Raw genomic sequence first — 18628 nt, 5'->3', positions numbered from 1 at the left:
GTTAACCGTCCAGTTTATCAATCATCTGTTGGGTAATCAGGCAAACGCCATTATCCGTGCGCCGGAACCGCTTGGCATCCGCCACCGGGTCCTCTCCAACGACAAGTCCCTGCGGGATGACAACACCCCGGTCAATCACCACGTTGGTGAGGCGGGCCTTGCGATTTATTTCCACATAAGGCAACGCGACAACCCCGTTCAGCTGGGAGAACGAATGGGTTTTGACACCGGTAAACAACAGGCATCGATCCAGCCGCGAACCGGAAATGATGCAGCCCCCCGATACCATCGAGGACACGGCATGACCACGCCGCCCCTCTTCGTTATGGATGAATTTCGCCGGGGCCGTCAGTTCCGAATAAGTCCAGATCGGCCATTCGTTGTCATAAAGGTCCAGTTCGGGCTTGAAATCCGTCAAATCAATATTGGCCTGCCAGAAAGCATCCACCGTCCCCACATCGCGCCAATAGGCTTTCTCCTCAATACCCGAACGCACACATGAGCGGCTGAAAGGATGCGCCACCGCCTTGCCGTTGCGCACGATCCGCGGGATTACATCACCGCCGAAATCATGGTTGTAATCGGGGTCCGCCGCGCATTCATCGAGCAGTTTAAACAGGTATTCCGTCTCAAAAACGTAAATACCCATGCTGGCCAGCGCGTGATCAGGATGGCCCGGCATGGCGGGCGGGTCATTTGGCTTTTCGACGAAATCGAGGATGCGGTCTTCGGTATCGACCTTCATCACGCCGAAACCGCGCGCCTCCATCCGGGGCACCTCAATGCAACCCACCGTGACATCCGCGCCGCTGTCCACATGGTGGCGGATCATCAGCGAATAATCCTGTTTATAGATATGATCCCCTGCGAGGATCACGATGTATTTGGGTCCGTACCCTTCGATGATGTCGCGATTTTGGGCGACCGCATCGGCCGTGCCCTTGTACCAGTTTTCATTTCCCATCTGCTGGGAAGCGGGCAGGATATCGAGCGATTCATTGCGTTCGGCGCGAAAAAAGCTCCACCCCCGCTGCAAATGACGGATCAGCGAGTGGGCCTTATACTGTGTCGCCACACCAATGCGCCGGATGCCGGAATTCACGGCGTTGGAGAGGGGGAAATCGATGATCCGGCTTTTGCCGCCGAAATACATTGCCGGTTTGGCGCGCCTGTCGGTTAATTCATATAATCTGCTGCCCCGGCCCCCCGCCAGGACGAAGGCCATCGTTTGCTGTGCAAGCCTCTGTGTTTCTCTGTCCATTGGTTTCCCTCCCCCTCGTTATTATATCTTTAGTACCCTAGCGTCGCTCCAACTCGAAGAACAACGTGCTCAAAGGCGGCAGCGTCAGTTTAATCGACTCCGCGCGCCCGGAGGCCGCGACTTGATCGCTTTGAACGCCCCCCATATTGCCAAGGCCATCCCCGCCGTAAAACTCCGAATTCGTATTCAAACGCTCAACCCAATGTCCGGGTTCCGGGACACCAATCCGGCGCTCCAAACGTGCCACAGGGGTGAAATTGGACACGACCAGGATCGGCGGCTGATCCCCATGACCGCGCCTGATCCAGGCAAAGACGGATTCCGCGTCGTTGTTCTCCTCAATCCACTCAAAACCTTCCGATTTCGCGTCCAACTCGTATAACGCCGGATGCGCAGAATAGATCCCATTCAGATCCCGCACCAGCGCCTGCATGCCCGCATGCAAAGGGTGATCCAACAAATGCCAGTCCAGACTGGAATCGTGGTTCCACTCCACCCCTTGCGCAAATTCGCAGCCCATGAACATCAGCTTCTTGCCCGGATGGCCCCACATAAACCCGTAATAAGCGCGCAGATTGGCAAATTTATCCGCCCCCTGCCCCGGCATCTTGTCCAAAAGCGAACCCTTGCCATGTACGACCTCATCATGGCTGAGCGGCAGGAAGAAATTTTCCGAAAACGCGTAGTGCAGCCCGAAGGTCATTTTGGAATGGTGATATTTGCGGTTGATCGGATCCTCGCCCATATAGGCGAGCGTGTCGTTCATCCAGCCCATGTTCCATTTGAACCCGAACCCAAGGCCCCCCGCATCGGTTGGGGCGCTCACACCCGGAAAGGCGGTGGATTCTTCGGCCACGGTCATGATGCCCTCGACTGCGCCGTAAGCCGTGCTGTTCATGTTTTGCAGAAAGGCGATGGCCTCCAGGTTCTCGCGCCCGCCGTCCTTGTTGGGAATCCATTCGCCGTCCTTGCGCGAATAATCGCGATAGAGCATTGAGGCCACCGCATCCACGCGCAACCCGTCGATATGGTGTTCCTGAAGCCAGTAAAGCGCGTTTGCGATCAGATAGTTGGAAACCTCCGCGCGCCCATAGTTGAACACCATCGTGTTCCAATCCGGGTGAAACCCCTCCTTGGGATCGGCGTGTTCATAAAGCGCGGTGCCGTCAAACTTGGCTAGACCGTGCGGGTCTTCGGGGAAATGCCCCGGCACCCAATCCAGAATCACACCGATGTCGGCGCGGTGCGCGGCCTCGATGAAGGCGCGGAATTCCTCAAGCGTGCCGTGCCGGATCGTGGGGGCAAAAAGCCCGACCGGCTGGTATCCCCAAGAGCCGTCAAAGGGAAACTCGGAGATCGGCATCAATTCGATATGGGTAAAACCCATGTCCTTCACATAAGCGATCAATTGCTGCGCATGTTCGGCGTAGCTCAGCGGGCGGTTGCCCTCCTCAGGAACGCGCCGCCAGGAGCCCAGATGCACCTCATAGACAGAGATCGGCTTGTCAAAACGCTGGATTGCACCGCGCTTGGACATCCAGCCCTTGTCTTGCCAGCTATGACCCGACAATTGGCGCACGACAGAGCCGGTACGCGGCGGGTGTTCCGAGCCAAAGCCCACCGGGTCGGCCTTTTGCGGCAAGAGCTGGCGGTTGCAGTCCAGCACCTCGAATTTATAAACGTCACCCTCGCCGATGGCCGGCACGAAAGTCTCCCAAACGCCCGTCTGTCCGCGTCTGCGTAACAAATGCCGCCGCCCGTCCCAAGTGTTGAAATCCCCCACGATAGACACGCGCGCCGCATTCGGAGCCCAGAGCGCGAAATGCGTGCCTGCCACACCCTCGTGGGTCATCACATGCGCGCCCAGAACGTGCCAGAGTTGCCGATGTGTGCCTTCGCCCAGCAGGTATTCGTCCCATTCGCCCATGACCGGGCCAAAGCGATACGGATCATCCGCGCGCCATTCATGCCCGTCTTGGGTGACGTTCAGGTGATAGGCAAAACGCTTTTTACGCCGGGTCGCGGTGCCCTCGAACAGCCCCTCGCCGAGGGGTGTCAGGCTCGCGATCTTGCGCCCTGTCTTGGGATCGACCGCGTCGATTTCCTGCGCGCCGGGCACAAAGGCGCGCACCACCAGTTTACCCGCGACCTCATGCAGCCCGAGCACGGAAAACGGATCTGCGTGGCAACCGGCGATGATATCCTTGGCGTCCTGCGGTGAGAGTGCCACAAGCGTCTCCTTTCTAGGCTATTTTCAAGCCACGTCTTTGCGCGATCCCATGGAGGCGATCAGACTTGGTGTTTTCCAGATGTCGCGCGCATAACCGCTGATCGTGCGATCCGAGGAGAACCAGCCCACGCGCGCCGTGTTGAGCGCCGCCATGCGGGTCCAGGAAGGTTGATCCGCAAAGGCCTTATCCACAATCCGCTGCGTATCAAAATAGCTGTCGAAATCGCAGGTCACGAGGAAATAATCGTGGTTCATCAGACCCTGCACCAGCCCGTGATAGCGCGCCTTGTCGGAGGGCGAAAACACGCCGCTTTCGATCTGTTTGAGCACCCGCGCCAGACGCGGGCTCGCCTCCACCGCGCGGCGCGCATATTCCGGCACGCTGCGTCGTTCGGTGACTTGCGCCGCCGTCAACCCGAAGAGGAAGAAATTATCCGCCCCCACACAGTCGCGAATTTCGACGTTCGCCCCATCCAGCGTGCCGATGGTCGGCGCGCCGTTCAATGCAAATTTCATGTTGCCGGTGCCGGAGGCTTCCTTGCCTGCGGTTGAGATTTGTTCAGACAGATCGGTGGCCGGGATCAGGATTTCGGCCATTGAGACGTTGTAGTTTTCAGGATAGACGATTTGCAGATAATCACGCGTCACAGGGTCGGCATTGATGATCGTGGCGGCGTCGTTGATCAGATGGATGATCTCCTTGGCGACCACATAACCGGGCGCAGCCTTACCACCAAAAATCTTGACCCTTGGCGTCCAGCCCGCATTCGGATTTTCGCGAATCTCATTCCATAGCGCGACCGTTTCAAGCAAGTTCATTAATTGGCGTTTATATTCGTGGATGCGTTTGATCTGCACATCAAACATCGCATGCGGGTCCAATGAGACGCCATCGCGCTTGTGCAACCAATCGCAAAGCCGCGCTTTATTGGCATCCTTGGCCACCTGGAACTTCTCGATGAAACCGGCATCGCCCACGTGATCGCTCAAACCGTCCAATTGTTGCAAATCATCCGGCCAGCCGGTTCCAATCGTTTCGTTGATCAGATTGCGCAAGGGCGGGTTGCAGGAATAAAGCCAGCGGCGCGGCGTGATCCCGTTGGTCTGGTTGATGATCCGACCGGGATAATCAGCATGCAGATCAGAAAAGACGGTTTCCTTCACCAGGTCGGAATGCAGCGCCGATACGCCATTCACATGATGCGCCATGATGAACGCCAATTCACCCATCTTGACCTCGCCATGTTCCAGAATGCGGATGTCGCTGGTGGTGGCGGCCAGATGCGCCGCCTCGATCAATTGGATGATGCGATGATGGCGCGGCAAGACCCGGATGAACAGATCCTCGGGCCAGCGCTCCAAGGCCTCGGGCAAGAGCGTGTGGTTGGTATAGGCCAGACAGCCGCGCGCGGTGCTGATGGCTTGCGCCACCTCGAACCCGTGGTCATCCATCAGGATGCGCACCAGTTCCGGACCGGCAATCGCGGGGTGCGTATCGTTGAGTTGGATCGCGACGTGATCGGGCAAAGCGCGCAGATCACCCCCTTCGCTCAAGAACCGCCGCAACAGGTCCTGGATGGAAGCTGAGGTAAAGAAATACTCCTGTTTCAGGCGCAATTCCTTGCCGATATCGGTGGTATCATCGGGATACAGCACCCGGCTGATGGTGCGTGCAAGCGCCTCGGGCGCGCTGGCGGCCATGTAATCGCCGCGGTTGAAACTCTCCAGATCAAAGGCGGTGGTGGGTGTGGCCGCCCAAAGGCGCAGCGTATTGGCCCAACGCCCCTGCCAGCCCACAACCGGCGTGTCATAGGCCGACGCCATGACGGTTTCACCAGCCCGCCAGATCGTCTTGCCCATTTCCTCGACGACATCGCCGCCGAAATGAATGGGATAGCTGACCTCGGGGCGCTCGAACTCCCAGACATGGCGCTGCGCCAGCCAGGTTTCGGCCGTTTCCATCTGGGCACCATCCTCGAAATGCTGCTCGAACAACCCGTGCTCATAGCGGATGCCATACCCATAAGCCGGAATGCCCAAGGTGGAGAGTGAATCCATGAAACAGGCCGCCAACCGCCCCAGACCGCCATTACCGAGGGCCGCATCCGGCTCATTGGCGACCACCTCGGCGTAATCCTGACCCAGGCTTTGCATCGCCTGCGCGGCGATCGCATCAAACCCCAGATTCACCGCAACATCCTCGATCAGCCGCCCGATCAGGAATTCCATCGACAGGTAATAGACCCGCTTGCCGCGCGCCTCATAGGTCTTGCGCGTGCTTTCAAACCACGGATCCACCACGTGATCGCGCAAAGCCAGCGACAGCGACATGCGCCAGTCATAAAGCGACGCGTGGCGCGCGTCCTTGCCCAGCGACTGTTTCAGATGCCGCAGAATATCGGCGCTGAAGTCGGAAACGGAAATGGTTGGGACGCTCGATTTGGACATATGATCTCTTTGCTATGGGCGTTTGGGGATCGAAATTGAAAAACGTGATGGTGGTGCAAGCCCTAGCAGGTTTGTTGCTTGGGCAGAAACCGGTTTATGGCAACTCATGCGCCCAGGGGGGATTGGCCCCGGCGCGCGATACGGTGACGGCGGCCACACAGGCACCATGCATCAGGGCTGCGCGCATGGCGCTCGGACCAATGTCCTTCATGCGCGCTTTGCTCAGCAGCCCCGCCGCCATGAGGCTCGCAAGAACGCCCGCGTTGAAGGTATCGCCAGCCCCCACGGTATCGACGATGGACACGCGTTTCGCCGGCACCTCTACGGCTTCATCCCCCGCCCCGAAGGCCAGCGCGCCGTCACCCCCGCGTGTGACGATGACCGCATGCGGACCTTGCGCGCGCAATTTCCGGGCCTTTGTCGCCAGAGCCTCAGGTCCGGGGATGATCCAATCCAGATCTTCATCCGACACCTTCACGATGTCGGCCACGGCGATCATCTTGTCCAGTCGCGCGCGATACAGCACCTCATCGCGGATGAAAGCCGCGCGGATATTTGGGTCGATAATGATCGCCCGTCCGGGCGCCTCACGCAGGGCCAAAGCCGCGTAGAAATCCGCGCAGGGTTCGCTGATCAGGCTGATCCCGCCGAAATAAAGCGCCGTCACAGAGGCGGGAATATCCGGCAAGTGATCCGGGCTCAAACTGCGCCCTGCCGTGTTTTCATCATAAAAGGTATAACGCGCCTGCCCGTCGTTCAATTCGACAAACGCCAGTGTTGTGGGCAAATCAGAGCGGATCACGAGGTCGCAATCAACGTGGCTTTCTTCCAGAGCCTGAGCCAATTGCACGCCAAAAAGGTCGCGCGACAGGCCGGTCACGAACCCCGGTTTTGACCCCAGCCGCCCCAGAGCAATCGCCGTATTGAATACCGCCCCCCCCGCATGCGGCGTAAAACACGTTTGCGCGCCTTGCGTGGGCTGCGGAATCATGTCGATCAAGGCTTCACCGCAACATAAAATCATTTCCCGGCTCCCGGCCTCATGTTCTGTCTTATTCTCTGATCGCGGCTTCGTTATCGCTAACATAGACGCGGTGTCAATCTAGGGGACCCGCATGCACTGCAAAATCCTCCAATCCAAACGGGCGATAGTCAACGGGGTGCCCTAAATGCAATCGCATCAGACCGCATATGTTGATCTCAGATGCTCTCCCGTAAAGCGTTTTGAATGTTTGTCGCGCAGCATTCGCGTGTGCATGACCTTTGCTGCGCCTCAGATCTTGATCTGGCTCGCCTCCTGCGCAAGGGTCTGGATGCCTTCCCAATCGCCCGATGTGACCATGGCAGGCGGTGCCACCCAACTGCCCCCGGCGCAGATCACATTGGATAGGGATAGATAGCTTTGTGCGTTTTGCGTGCTGACGCCACCGGTGGGGCAAAAGGAGATTTGCGGCAAGGGGCCACCAAGGGCCTTGAGCGCCGGTGCCCCGCCCGAGGCTTCGGCAGGGAAGAACTTCAACACATCATAGCCGCGTTCCAGCAATCGCATCGCCTCGGAGGCCGTCGCGGCCCCGGCAAGCAGCGGCAGCCCTTCTGCCTCACAAGCCGCGATCAACGCGTCCGTGGCACCGGGAGACACACCGAATTGCGCCCCCGCCGCCTTGGCATCTCTGACATCCTGTGGCGTCACAAGCGTCCCCGCACCAACAACCCCGCCGGGAACCTTAGCCATGGCGGCGATAACATCCAAAGCGGCAGGCGTGCGCAACGTCACCTCCAACGCGGGCAGGCCCCCGGCGACAAGCGCTTCGGCCAGGGGCTGTGCATGTGCCACGTCATCCACAACCAGAACCGGCACAATCGGGGCCAAGCCACAGATTTCGCGGGCGCGTTTGCTGGCGTCTTGGGGTGTCATTGGATGTTCCTTCTTAAAAAAGCACGCTGGCACCGGTATCGGCAGACCCGACGGAGCGGCGGAATTGCGCGAAGAGTTCGCGCCCGATGCCAAATTCATTTGCGTCCAGATTGACCCTTACCGGCGCACGGTCAAGCACCCCTTCCGTCAGAATATCCAGAACGCCCGCAACCGCATCCACACGCAAAACGTCACCGTCCTGCAGCTTGGAAATGGCCCCGCCGTCAAGCGCTTCGGGGCTGACGTGGATCGCCGCCGGAACCGACCCGGAGGCCCCCGACATCCGCCCATCCGTCACAAGAGCCACGTTGATGCCCTTGGCCTGGAGGTTTTTCAGCAAGGGTGTGAGGCTGTGCAATTCGGGCATGCCATTGGCCTTGGGTCCCTGAAAACGCACCACCACGACGGTGTCTTGCACGATCTCACCCGCTTTGCAGGCCGTTTTGACTTCTTCCTGATCATTGAACACCCGCACGGGAGCCTCTACGATCTGGTGCTCGGGTTTGACGGCGGAGACCTTCATCACCGCATTGCCAAGGGTCCCGTTCAGGCGCTTCAAACCGCCCGTGCTCTGGAACGGATCGGACGCCGGGCGCACGATCTTGAGGTTGAGGCTCTCTGTGGTGCCTTCCTCCCAAACGACCATATCGTCGCGCAATTTCGGTTCCTGCGTATAGACCTCAAGGCCGCCACCGCCCACGGTCTTGGTATCGGGATGCAGCAGACCCGCGCCCAGAAGTTCACGGATCAAATAGCCAAGACCGCCCGCCGCGTGGAAATGGTTCACATCGGCCAGACCGTTGGGATAAACCCGCGCCAGCAACGGCGTGACTTCGGAGAGATCGGAGAAATCCTGCCAATCCAGAATGATACCGCCCGCCCGCGCCATCGCCACAAGGTGGATCAGCAGATTGGTAGACCCCCCCGTCGCATTGAGCCCGATGATCCCGTTTACATAGGCTTTTTCATCCAGCACATCGCTGACGGGCAGGTAATTATCCCCCAGATCAGAAAGCGACAGCGCGCGTTGCGCCCCGGCCTTCGTCAGCGCATCGCGCAGGCCCGTGTTGGGTGTCACAAAGCTGGACCCCGGCAAATGCATGCCCATGAATTCCATCAGCATCTGGTTGGTGTTTGCCGTGCCATAGAAGGTACAGGTTCCCGGTCCATGATAGGCACCCATTTCGGCCTTCATCAATTCATCACGGCCAACTTCACCGGCGGCGAATTTCTGGCGTATCTGGCTTTTTTCATCGTTGGACAGGCCTGAAGTCATCGGCCCCGCAGGCAGGAATACGGTCGGAATATGGCCAAAGGTCTGTGCAGCGATGATCAGACCCGGCACGATCTTGTCGCAGACGCCAAGATACACGGCGGCGTCAAAAGTGTTGTGACTCATCGCGATGCCGGTCGCCATAGCAATCAAATCACGCGAAAACAGGCTCAGCTCCATGCCCGGCTCGCCTTGCGTCACACCATCACACATGGCAGGCACCCCGCCCGCCACCTGCGCCGTGGCGCCCACATCGCGGGCTGCGTGCCGGATCAGATCCGGGAAGCGCTCAAACGGCTGATGCGCCGACAGCATGTCGTTATAGGTGGTGATAATGCCGAGGTTGCCCGCGCTTTCATTGACCAGCGCGGATTGATCCGCCCCGGCCCCGGCATAGGCATGCGCCTGCCCGCTGCAACTCAGATGCCCGCGCGCGGGCCCCTTTTTACGCGCCGCAGCCATACGGGTCAGGTAGTCACCGCGCGGCCCTGCGCTGCGCGCGATGATGCGGTCCGTGACGCGGGCAATTGTGTCATTCAAGATCATCTATCTGTCCTTCAAACCAAAAGGCACCGGGTCAAGCCCGGTGTGCGGCTGTTCAGGTTTTCGACAATTCCGCCAGACGGCGACCAGTGTCGATCATGCGGTTGGCAAAACCCCATTCGTTGTCATACCAGCTCACAACACGCACCAACCCGTCCTGTGTGACGCTGGTCTGGGGGGCTGCAAAGCTCGAAGAATGGGGGTCATGGTTGTAATCAATCGATACCGTGGGGTCGGTTTCATAGGAAAGCACGCCTTTGAGTTCACCCTCCGCCGCAGCCTTCATCGCGGCATTGATGGCGTCTTTTGTCGCGGGTTTCTCTGGAATGAACGCCAGATCAACCAGTGAGACATTCGGCGTCGGCACCCTTATGGCAGACCCTTCAAGACGCCCCTCAAGATGCGGTAAAACCAGCGAAATCGCCTTGGCGGCACCTGTTGACGTCGGCACCATGGACACGGCGGCGGCACGTCCGCGATACAAATCCTTATGCGGCGCGTCGTGGGAGGGCTGATCGCCCGTATAGGCATGGATGGTTGTCATATACCCGGTCTTGATCCCGAATTCGCGGTCCAGAACATAGGCGACGGGGGCCAGGCAGTTGGTGGTGCAGGAGGCATTGGAAATGACGATGTCGTCTTTGGTCATATCCTTGTGATTCACCCCGTAAACCACCGTGCGATCCGCTCCGGCACCCGGCGCAGAAATCAGCACGCGGCGCGATCCGTTTTCAAGGTGCTGCGCTGCCTTTTCACGCGCGGTGAAGAACCCGGTGCATTCCATCGCAACATCGACACCGTCCCATGGCAATTCCGCGGGGTTGCGGATGGCGCTCACCTGAATGCTGCGGCCATTGACGATGAGCGCGTCGCCCTTGACCTCGACCTCTGCTTTGAAACGGCCATGGACGCTGTCGTATTTCAACAGATGTGCGAGGGTTTCCGGCGATGAAAGGTCGTTGATCCCAACGACTTCCATATCGGCAACCTCGTTTTCAACCATTGCGCGCAAGACGCCGCGTCCAATGCGTCCAAACCCGTTTATTGCGACTGTATGAGACATCTTATTCCTCCAGAATTCACTCTGCTTTGCGCAAAGGAGCGCAATCCGCACTTGTTAGCGCTAACGAACACATTCTGACCGAAACATCAATGGCAGAATTCGCAATGAGCGCGTGTAATGATACGACCGAGCGCAGAATGATCCATCGGCGCGTGATCTGGGGTATGCATAACACAAATCCGACCGCGCATCCGAAATGATACATCAGGCGGGCGTACCGGTGTTTTTGAAGACGGCATCACAGGGCAAAGCCGCATCCAATATCCGGCGCGCATTGACGAGATCATTACCCTCAGCGCGCGCCAGGGCCGCATCCGGTGCCAAGCCTTGCGCGAGCCAACGCGCTGTGAGGCGCTGGCGCAGAATATCCAAAGGCACCGACAGGTTGACCCGGACATCCCAGACATCGGACAGATCGCGCCAATGGGGTGCATCCAGCAACAGATAATTACCCTCAACAATCACCGTGTCGCAATCCGCGCTCAGCACACCGGCCCCTGCGATCGACAGGTCGCGTGTTCGATCAAACAGGGGGTAATAGACTGGGGAACCTGAGCCAAGAGCTGCGACCAGACGTTTGAAACCGTGAACGTCAAAGGTCTCCGGTGCGCCTTTGCGCGTGAACAGGCCAAGACCGTCGAGGATGCGGTTATCAAGGTGGAAGCCGTCCATCGGCACAACCTGCGCCTGAGTGCCCATATACGTTAATTTCTCGGCAAGACGCTGCGCCAAGGTGGATTTCCCACTGCCCGGTGCGCCCGCGATTGCCACGATACGCCGCTCCGATTTACGCGGCGCCTCGCGGATAAAGTCGCTCAGCCCGGCGAGTGTCTCCAGCGTCAGGCTCAAGCCGCGACCTGCTCGCTGGGAGGTTCCTTTGCGCCGGTCATGAAGGCCACGGCATCGGACATGGTATAATCCTTGGGATCAATCACGCAAAGGCGTTTGCCAAGGCGATGCACGTGAATGCGATCCGCGACCTCAAAGACATGCGGCATATTGTGGCTGATCAGTATGATCGGGATACCGCGTGATTTCACGTCCAGAATGAGCTCCAGAACACGGCGTGATTCCTTGACGCCGAGCGCCGCCGTGGGCTCATCCAGAATGATAACTTTGGAGCCAAAAGCCGCGGCCCGCGCCACGGCGACGCCCTGACGTTGACCGCCCGAGAGCGTTTCCACCGCCTGGTTGATGTTCTGGATTGTCATCAGACCCAGTTCGGTCAGCTTGTCACGCGCAAGACGTTCCATTTCGGAACGGTCCAATTGGCGCAGCCATTTGCCGCGAAACCCCGGTTTGCGAATTTCGCGCCCCATGAACATGTTATCCGCAATTGACAGGGCGGGTGACATGGCAAGCGTCTGGTACACGGTCTCGATCCCGACGTTGCGCGCGTCGATGGGGGAGGTGAATTTAACCTGCTTGCCTTCCAACCAGACCTCGCCCTCATCCGGGATCACCGCACCGGAGACCGCCTTGATCAGGGAGGATTTTCCGGCGCCGTTATCCCCGATCACCGCCAGAATTTCACCGGGCATCAGGTCAAAATCACAATGATCCAGCGCCGTCACCTTGCCATAGCGCTTGACGAGATTGCGCCCTTTGAGAATAGGTTCCATCAGACCGATACCTTTCTGATCCATTGATCCACACCGACCGCTGCGATGATCAGAACCCCGATCAGCAGATAGGTCCATTGCGCATCCGCCCCCAGCAGGCGCAGCCCGAGGCTGAACACGCCCACAATCAGCGCACCAAACAACGTGCCCATGATCGAGCCGCGCCCGCCAAAGAGCGATATGCCGCCGATCACTACGGCGGTGATGCTTTCGATATTGGCCAATTGACCGGAGGTCGGCGAGACCGATCCGATCCGCCCGATGAGCGCCCAGCCTGCAAAGGCACAGATGAGACCAGCGAGCATATAGACAGAGATCAGCGTGCGTTTGACGTCCACGCCCGAGAGTTCGGCAGCTTCGGGATCATCCCCGACGGCATAGACATGCCGCCCCCAGGCCGTGTGTTTGAGCGCATAGGCCAGAAAGAAAACGACCAGCAGCATAAACACCACGCCATAGGTCAGGCGCGCCCCGCCAAATTCGATGGTGGTGCCCAGAAATTGCAGCAATGGGGCCTGTGTCTCAATGTCCTGCGAGCGGATGGTTTCATTGGCTGAATAGAGGAAGTTCGTGGCCAGAACGATCTGCCACATGCCCAGCGTCACGATGAAGGGGGGCAGTTTGACCTTTGCCACCAGCCAGCCGTTGATGAAGCCAAGCATAGTGCCGCAGAGCAACCCGCAGGCCACGGCGACCTCGACCGGAATACCGTAGCGGAATGTAAATTGGCCCATCACCACCGAGGACATCACCATAATGGCGCCAACACTGAGATCAATGCCTGCGGTCAGGATCACCAGGCTCTGAGCGGCGGCCACAATCCCCACGATCTGCACCTGTTGCAGGATCAGGGTCAGCGCGAAAGGAGAGAAGAATTTGGTGCCCAGCAGCAGCCCGAAAATCACCATCGAGGCGAGCAGGACGATCAACGGCACCAGGGAAGGGTTCACATGCAACAGATGCTGGATCGTGGCCACAAACCCACGCCTTGTATCGGTGAATTCGGCGACGCTTTCGGGGTTCTTCTTCAGGTTGGTTTCGAAATTTTGCGAATTTCCAGAGGGCTCTGACACGGGGTTCTCCCACTTGGCAGGTGTAGATGAATATCACGAAACGGCGGGTCCGAGACGCTTTGCGTCAATCGCACCCGCCGCGGCGCGCATATCTACGCGCACCGCTTTATGCAGAGGTCAGCCCCAGCAGAGGTCCTTGCCCTCGGAGACGGAAATCGACTCCACGCCCTCCGCAGGCGCATCCGTCACAAGTGCCACGCCCGTATCAAAGAACGCCTTGCCCGGTGTGGGTTCCGGCTTCACGCCCTCATCCGCCCACTTCTTGATGGCCTCAACACCCAAGGCGGCCATGGACAGCGGATATTGCTGCGAGGTCGCACCGATCACACCGTCAGCCACGTTTTGCACGCCCGGGCAACCGCCATCGACCGATACAATCAGCACTTCTTTCTCACGCCCGATCGCCTTAAGCGCCTCATAGGCACCGGCAGCGGCGGGTTCATTGATCGTGTGCACCACATTGATGGTTGGATCCTTGGCCAGGAGGTTTTCCATGGCGCGGCGGCCCCCCTCTTCATTGCCATCCGTCACATCGCTGCCGACAATACGCGCATCGGTTTCGTCACCGATGACATTGGGGTCGGCCAGATCAACGCCAAAGCCCTCCAGGAAACCCTGGTTGCGCAGAACATCAACCGTGGGCTGGCTCACATTGAGATCCAACGTCGCGATCTTTGCGCTATCTGCGGCATCGCCCAATTGCGCACGCGCCCATTCACCAATCAGAACGCCGGCCTTGTAATTATCCGTCGCAAAGGTCGCATCGGCGGCGTCAATTGGATCTAGCGGTGTGTCCAGCGCGATGACCAGAACACCCGCGTCGCGCGCCTGGGTCACAGCGGATACGATGGATGACGTATCGGAGGCCGTGATCAGGATACCCTTGGCACCATCCAGAATACAGGTTTCAATCGCCTGCACCTGCGTCTCGTGATCACCATCCACCTTGCCTGCGAAAGATTTCAGCGTCATGCCAAGCTCGGCGGCTTTGGCTTCTGCGCCTTCCTTCATCTTGACAAAAAACGGGTTCGTGTCCGTTTTCGTGATCAGGCAGGCCGTGACGTTATCCGCAAGCGCCACGCCGCTTGTCGCGCCCAATGCGCTCAGACCCAGGATTGTGCTGGCGAGAAGTCTTTTCATGTTTTCCTCCCAAGGAAATTTTGAATTCTTGTTTTTCGAGATGCTTTAAATGCTCCCGCCCCGTCGAATCTTCCTCGGCCGGGGTGTCCTGACACGACAGTATTTCAGACCCTCTGTCAATAAATAAATAAACTTGATTTATTAATTAGACAGGCTGATATTCATGAGGTAAAAACGAGCATGGGCGACCTTATGGACGGCAGCAAGGTCAAGGGATTGAGCAGCGGCGTGAATCAACGCGGCGTGCGCAACTATAACGAACGCCTGTTGCTGTCGATGTTCATGCGCCATGGTCCGATGCCCGGCAGCGACCTTGCGCGCAGGGCGGGTCTGTCACCGCAAACCGTCTCCGTGATCCTTCGTAAACTTGAAAAGGACGGGCTGTTGGCGCGGGGTGACCCGCAACGGGGCAAGGTGGGCAAGCCCTCGGTGCCGATGGATTTATCGGGCGAAGGCGTGTTGGCGCTTGGCCTCAAGATCGGGCGACGCAGTGCGGAGCTATTGCTGCTCAATTTCAGGGGCGATGTCATCGAGCAGCTGCACCTCGCCTACCCCTACCCGCAGCCCGAAACCGTTTTCGGGTTTCTCGAGGATGGCATGGACCATCTGATGCGTCCTTTGAGTGACGCGCAGCGGGCCAGAATTTGCGGCATCGGCGTGGCCTCGCCCTTCGAGCTGTGGAAATGGCACGACCTGTCGGGTCCGGAGGCGGATGATTTCAGCGCCTGGCGCAACATCCGTTTCGCGCAAGAGGTGGCAAAATTCACCGAACTGCCGATCTTTGTGTGCAATGATGCCACGGCGGCCTGCCGCGCAGAACATCTTTATGGATTAGGCAAGGAATACCGCGATTACGCCTATTTCTATATCGGCTCTTTCGTCGGGGGCGGTGTGGTGCTCAACCACACGGTTTTCGAGGGCAACCAGGGCAATGCGGGCGCATTAGGATCGCTGCGCAGTACGGGGCCTCTGGGCGAAAGCCGCCAATTGATCGATGTCGCCTCTTTGCACCTGTTGGAGGGGCGTCTGGTGGAGGCCGGACTTGATCCCAAACAGTTGTGGCAAATTCCACAGAATTGGGACGCGCTGAGCCGTTATGTCGACCCCTGGATCGGTGAAACCGCCCAGGAACTTGCCAAAGCAGCCCTGTCGATTTGTTCCGTCATCGATTTCGAAGCGATCCTGATCGACGGTGCGTTTCCCGATGCGGTACGCTCTGATCTGGTTGAACGGGTGCGCCGCTATCTGGTCACACAGGACACGCGCGGGGTGCTGGTGCCGCGCATCGAACAGGGCGTGATCGGGTTCAACGCCCGTGCCATCGGGGCCGCAAGCGGGCCGATATTCTCTCAGTTCTTCCTGAACACCAACGCGGGGCTGTCCTCGATCTGATCCCTCAGAGCGCCCGTTGCATGGCATGCACCAGCGCTGGAACACTTAATCCGCAGGGGTTGGATTTCATCGAGGAGGCCGAGGCCGCCTCAAGGGCGATGGCCTCCAGATCGACATCCCCGCGCACCCATTGGTCCAGACGCGGCACCTGCCAGCTGTCCAAAATCGCCGGAAGCGCGTCAAAAACCACGTCCGCCTCCCGGTCAAACCCCTGCCCCAACCAGCGTGCCACCTCATCAAACCGCGCCAGATCGGCATCCATTTCGCGCATTTTGGCGGCATTTGCGGCCAGGATCGGACCCAACAAGCGCCCACATATCAGACCATGCGGCGCGCCCAACCGCCCGCCAAGAACGCCCGCAAGACCATGCACCGCCCCCAGTCCCGCGTTCGCAAGCGCCAGCCCGCCGGACAGGCTGACAAAAGCCATCTGGTCGCGCGCCGTCGGATCTTCGCCTTGGGCCAATTGCGCCAAAGCCGTGACACCTTGCGGAATTGCCGAGCGGCAAATCGCGTCCGTCAGAGGGTTCGCACGGCTGGAGAGATAAGGCTCGATGACCTGCGTCAACGCGTCGAGACCCGAGGCAAGCGTCTGGCCACGCGCCATTTGATCGGTCAGCGCGGGGTCGATGATGGCAAGCCTGGCCAGCATGCGATCATCGCGCAGGCTGACTTTTCGCCCCGCGTCGGGCACGGTGATCACAGCGTTTTTGGTGACTTCGGCCCCCGTGCCTGAGGTCGTGGGCAACGCGATCAAGGGCACTGGGTCCACCACCAGCGGTTTGCCCGCGCCAACACCCTCAAGGTGATCCATGATATCGCCGGGGGCCGGCATTAAAGCAGCCACCGCTTTGCCCAGATCAATCACGGCCCCCCCACCGACGGCAAGCACCACCTCGATCCCGGCGTTGCGCCCCTTTTGTACGGCGTTTTGCACCTCTGCCACACTCGGTTCGCCGCTGCTCAAAACGGTGGAGACGACACAGCCCCGGTCCCGAAGGTCCCTTTCAAGCGTATCGACCCAAGCCACAGAACTGCCGCGCAGGAGCATCACGTTTTGGCCGAATGCACGTGTCTGTTGTGCTGTTTGCGCGCGCGCTCCCCGCCCGAACGCGATCCGGCCGGGCGACAGGAAATCAAACCCCATCAGCGTCAAAAGCTCATGGTCGCGGCCACCGCCCGCTTCCACGCGGCGTATTTGCGGCTGCGCGCGCCGTCCTCCATTTGGGGGCTGAATTTCTGCTCCAGCGCCCAGCTTTGCGCGAAACCTTTCATATCAGGGTAAAGTCCCGCACGTTGCCCGGCGAGCCATGCGGCCCCCAAAGCCGTGGTTTCGAGCACTTCCGGTCGATCCACCGGCGCGCCGATGATGTCGGATAAGAACTGCATCGCCCAATCGGAAGCGGACATGCCGCCATCCACCCGCAGCGTTGCTTTTGCGCCCGTACCCTGCCAATCCGCCTGCATCGCCTCCAGAAGATCGCGGGTCTGATAGCCCACACTTTCAAGGGCGGCCTTGGCATATTCCTCGGGTCCCGAATTCCGGGTCAGCCCGAAAACCGCCCCGCGACATTCCGCGTTCCAATAGGGCGCACCGAGGCCCACAAAGGCCGGCACCAGAACGACGTTCTGATTGGGGTCCGCCTGTTCGGCCAGGGGTTGGGTTTCGGACGCCGCGCGGATGATTTTGAGCCCGTCGCGCAGCCATTGCACCACGGCCCCTGCCACAAAAATGGACCCTTCAAGCGCATAGGTCGGCGTGCCGTCAAATTGATAAGCGATTGTTGTCAGCAATCGATTGTTGGAGGTCACAGCCGTTTCGCCCGTGTTCAACAGTGCAAAACACCCCGTCCCATAAGTAGATTTCAACATGCCCGGCTCAAAACAGGCCTGGCCAATGGTGGCGGCCTGCTGATCCCCCGCCACGCCCAAAATCGGGATCGGACGGCCAAAGAGGTCCGAGCGCGTCATGCCGAAATCAGCGGCGCAGTCTTTGACCTCGGGCAGCATCTGCATCGGGATGTCGAATAGCGCGCAGATCGACGTGCTCCAGCGGCCCTTGTGAATGTCATAAAGCGAGGTGCGCGCGGCATTGGTGGCATCTGTCACATGGGCCGCGCCGCCGGTGAGTTTCCAGATCAGGAAGCAATCCACCGTCCCAAACAGCAATTCGCCATTTTTGGCCTGCTCCCGAGCACCGTCCACATGATCAAGGATCCATTTGAGTTTGGTGCCGGAAAAATAGGGATCGGCCAGCAACCCGGTCTTGGCCGTGATCATCTTATCATGACCAGCGTCGCGCAATTCGCGGCAATACTCTGCCGTACGGCGATCCTGCCAAACAATGGCGTTATAAATCGGCTGGCCTGTTTCTTTATCCCAAACAACCACGGTTTCGCGCTGATTGGTGATGCCGATGGCAGCGATGTCATCCGGCCCCAGTCCGGCCTTTTCAATCGCTGCGCGGCAGGTGCCCGCGGTAGTGGACCATAAATCACCCGGATCATGCTCGACCCAACCGCTATCGGGGAAATGCTGCGGGAACTCTTCCTGCGCGCTGGCTTTGATCTTCATGTCGCCGTCAAAGACGATGGCGCGGGACGATGTGGTTCCCTGATCAATGGCGAGAATATGGGTCATGGCGTCCCCTTTCTGCGTGCGTCATCCT

14 protein-coding genes are annotated in these 18628 nt (G+C 59.1%); 1 reads left to right on the top strand and 13 read right to left on the bottom strand.

Features of this window, described 5'->3' with window-relative positions; translation table 11 throughout:
* Position 1 precedes the first annotated feature (1 nt).
* The 11 genes from glgC to ROLI_RS08435 form a co-directional block, all read right to left on the bottom strand.
* Positions 2-1261 (bottom strand): glucose-1-phosphate adenylyltransferase, encoded by a 1260-nt coding sequence (gene glgC / locus ROLI_RS08485; RefSeq protein WP_187428829.1) that lies wholly within the window; start codon positions 1259-1261, stop codon positions 2-4.
* Between the two features lie 37 nt (positions 1262-1298).
* The gene (glgB, locus tag ROLI_RS08480) at positions 1299-3491 is read right to left on the bottom strand and encodes a 1,4-alpha-glucan branching protein GlgB (protein WP_187428830.1); all 2193 of its coding nucleotides are present in this window, start codon (positions 3489-3491) and stop codon (positions 1299-1301) included.
* A 24-nt stretch (positions 3492-3515) separates the two neighbouring features.
* A complete protein-coding gene (locus ROLI_RS08475; protein WP_187428831.1) occupies positions 3516-5939 on the bottom strand; it encodes a glycogen/starch/alpha-glucan phosphorylase in 2424 nt (807 codons plus the stop codon).
* A gap of 94 nt (positions 5940-6033) precedes the next feature.
* The gene (locus ROLI_RS08470; RefSeq protein ID WP_187428832.1) at positions 6034-6963 is read right to left on the bottom strand and encodes a carbohydrate kinase; all 930 of its coding nucleotides are present in this window, start codon (positions 6961-6963) and stop codon (positions 6034-6036) included.
* 249 nt (positions 6964-7212) lie between these two features.
* Entirely contained in the window at positions 7213-7854 is a 642-nt protein-coding gene (gene eda / locus ROLI_RS08465; RefSeq protein ID WP_187428833.1) for a bifunctional 4-hydroxy-2-oxoglutarate aldolase/2-dehydro-3-deoxy-phosphogluconate aldolase, read from the bottom strand.
* 13 nt (positions 7855-7867) lie between these two features.
* Positions 7868-9673, bottom strand: coding sequence for a phosphogluconate dehydratase (gene edd / locus ROLI_RS08460; protein WP_187428834.1), 1806 nt, complete (start codon positions 9671-9673; stop codon positions 7868-7870).
* 52 nt (positions 9674-9725) lie between these two features.
* Positions 9726-10733 carry a type I glyceraldehyde-3-phosphate dehydrogenase gene (gap, locus tag ROLI_RS08455; protein WP_187428835.1) on the bottom strand — a complete coding sequence of 336 codons (1008 nt, stop codon included), beginning with the start codon at positions 10731-10733 and terminating at the stop codon, positions 9726-9728.
* A 204-nt stretch (positions 10734-10937) separates the two neighbouring features.
* On the bottom strand, positions 10938-11582 hold the full coding sequence (locus ROLI_RS08450) for an AAA family ATPase (protein WP_316247402.1): 645 nt from the start codon (positions 11580-11582) through the stop codon (positions 10938-10940).
* Complete coding sequence (locus ROLI_RS08445) at positions 11579-12355, bottom strand: ATP-binding cassette domain-containing protein (protein ID WP_187428836.1); 777 nt, start codon at positions 12353-12355, stop codon at positions 11579-11581. Before ROLI_RS08445 ends, ROLI_RS08450 begins: the two co-directional genes overlap by 4 nt.
* Positions 12355-13386 (bottom strand): ABC transporter permease, encoded by a 1032-nt coding sequence (locus ROLI_RS08440; RefSeq protein WP_222869401.1) that lies wholly within the window; start codon positions 13384-13386, stop codon positions 12355-12357. The genes ROLI_RS08445 and ROLI_RS08440 overlap by 1 nt, the downstream gene beginning before the upstream one ends.
* A gap of 159 nt (positions 13387-13545) precedes the next feature.
* The gene (locus ROLI_RS08435; protein ID WP_187428838.1) at positions 13546-14568 is read right to left on the bottom strand and encodes a sugar ABC transporter substrate-binding protein; all 1023 of its coding nucleotides are present in this window, start codon (positions 14566-14568) and stop codon (positions 13546-13548) included.
* Positions 14569-14760: 192 nt separating this feature from the next.
* Between ROLI_RS08435 and ROLI_RS08430 the strand changes: the two genes are divergently transcribed.
* Positions 14761-15960: an ROK family transcriptional regulator gene (locus tag ROLI_RS08430; protein WP_187428916.1), complete on the top strand. Its 1200-nt coding sequence runs from the start codon at positions 14761-14763 to the stop codon at positions 15958-15960.
* Between the two features lie 4 nt (positions 15961-15964).
* Here ROLI_RS08430 and ROLI_RS08425 read toward each other — a convergent pair whose 3' ends face one another.
* On the bottom strand, positions 15965-17107 hold the full coding sequence (locus ROLI_RS08425) for an iron-containing alcohol dehydrogenase (protein WP_187428917.1): 1143 nt from the start codon (positions 17105-17107) through the stop codon (positions 15965-15967).
* A 5-nt stretch (positions 17108-17112) separates the two neighbouring features.
* A complete protein-coding gene (gene glpK, locus ROLI_RS08420; RefSeq protein WP_187428839.1) occupies positions 17113-18600 on the bottom strand; it encodes a glycerol kinase GlpK in 1488 nt (495 codons plus the stop codon).
* Between the last annotated feature and the right edge of the window lie 28 nt (positions 18601-18628).

Origin of the sequence: Roseobacter fucihabitans (assembly GCF_014337925.2) — a bacterium.
Lineage (GTDB): Bacteria > Pseudomonadota > Alphaproteobacteria > Rhodobacterales > Rhodobacteraceae > Roseobacter > Roseobacter fucihabitans.
The sequence above is the reverse complement of the archived record's forward strand: the minus strand, read 5'-3'. Positions and strand labels throughout refer to the sequence as shown.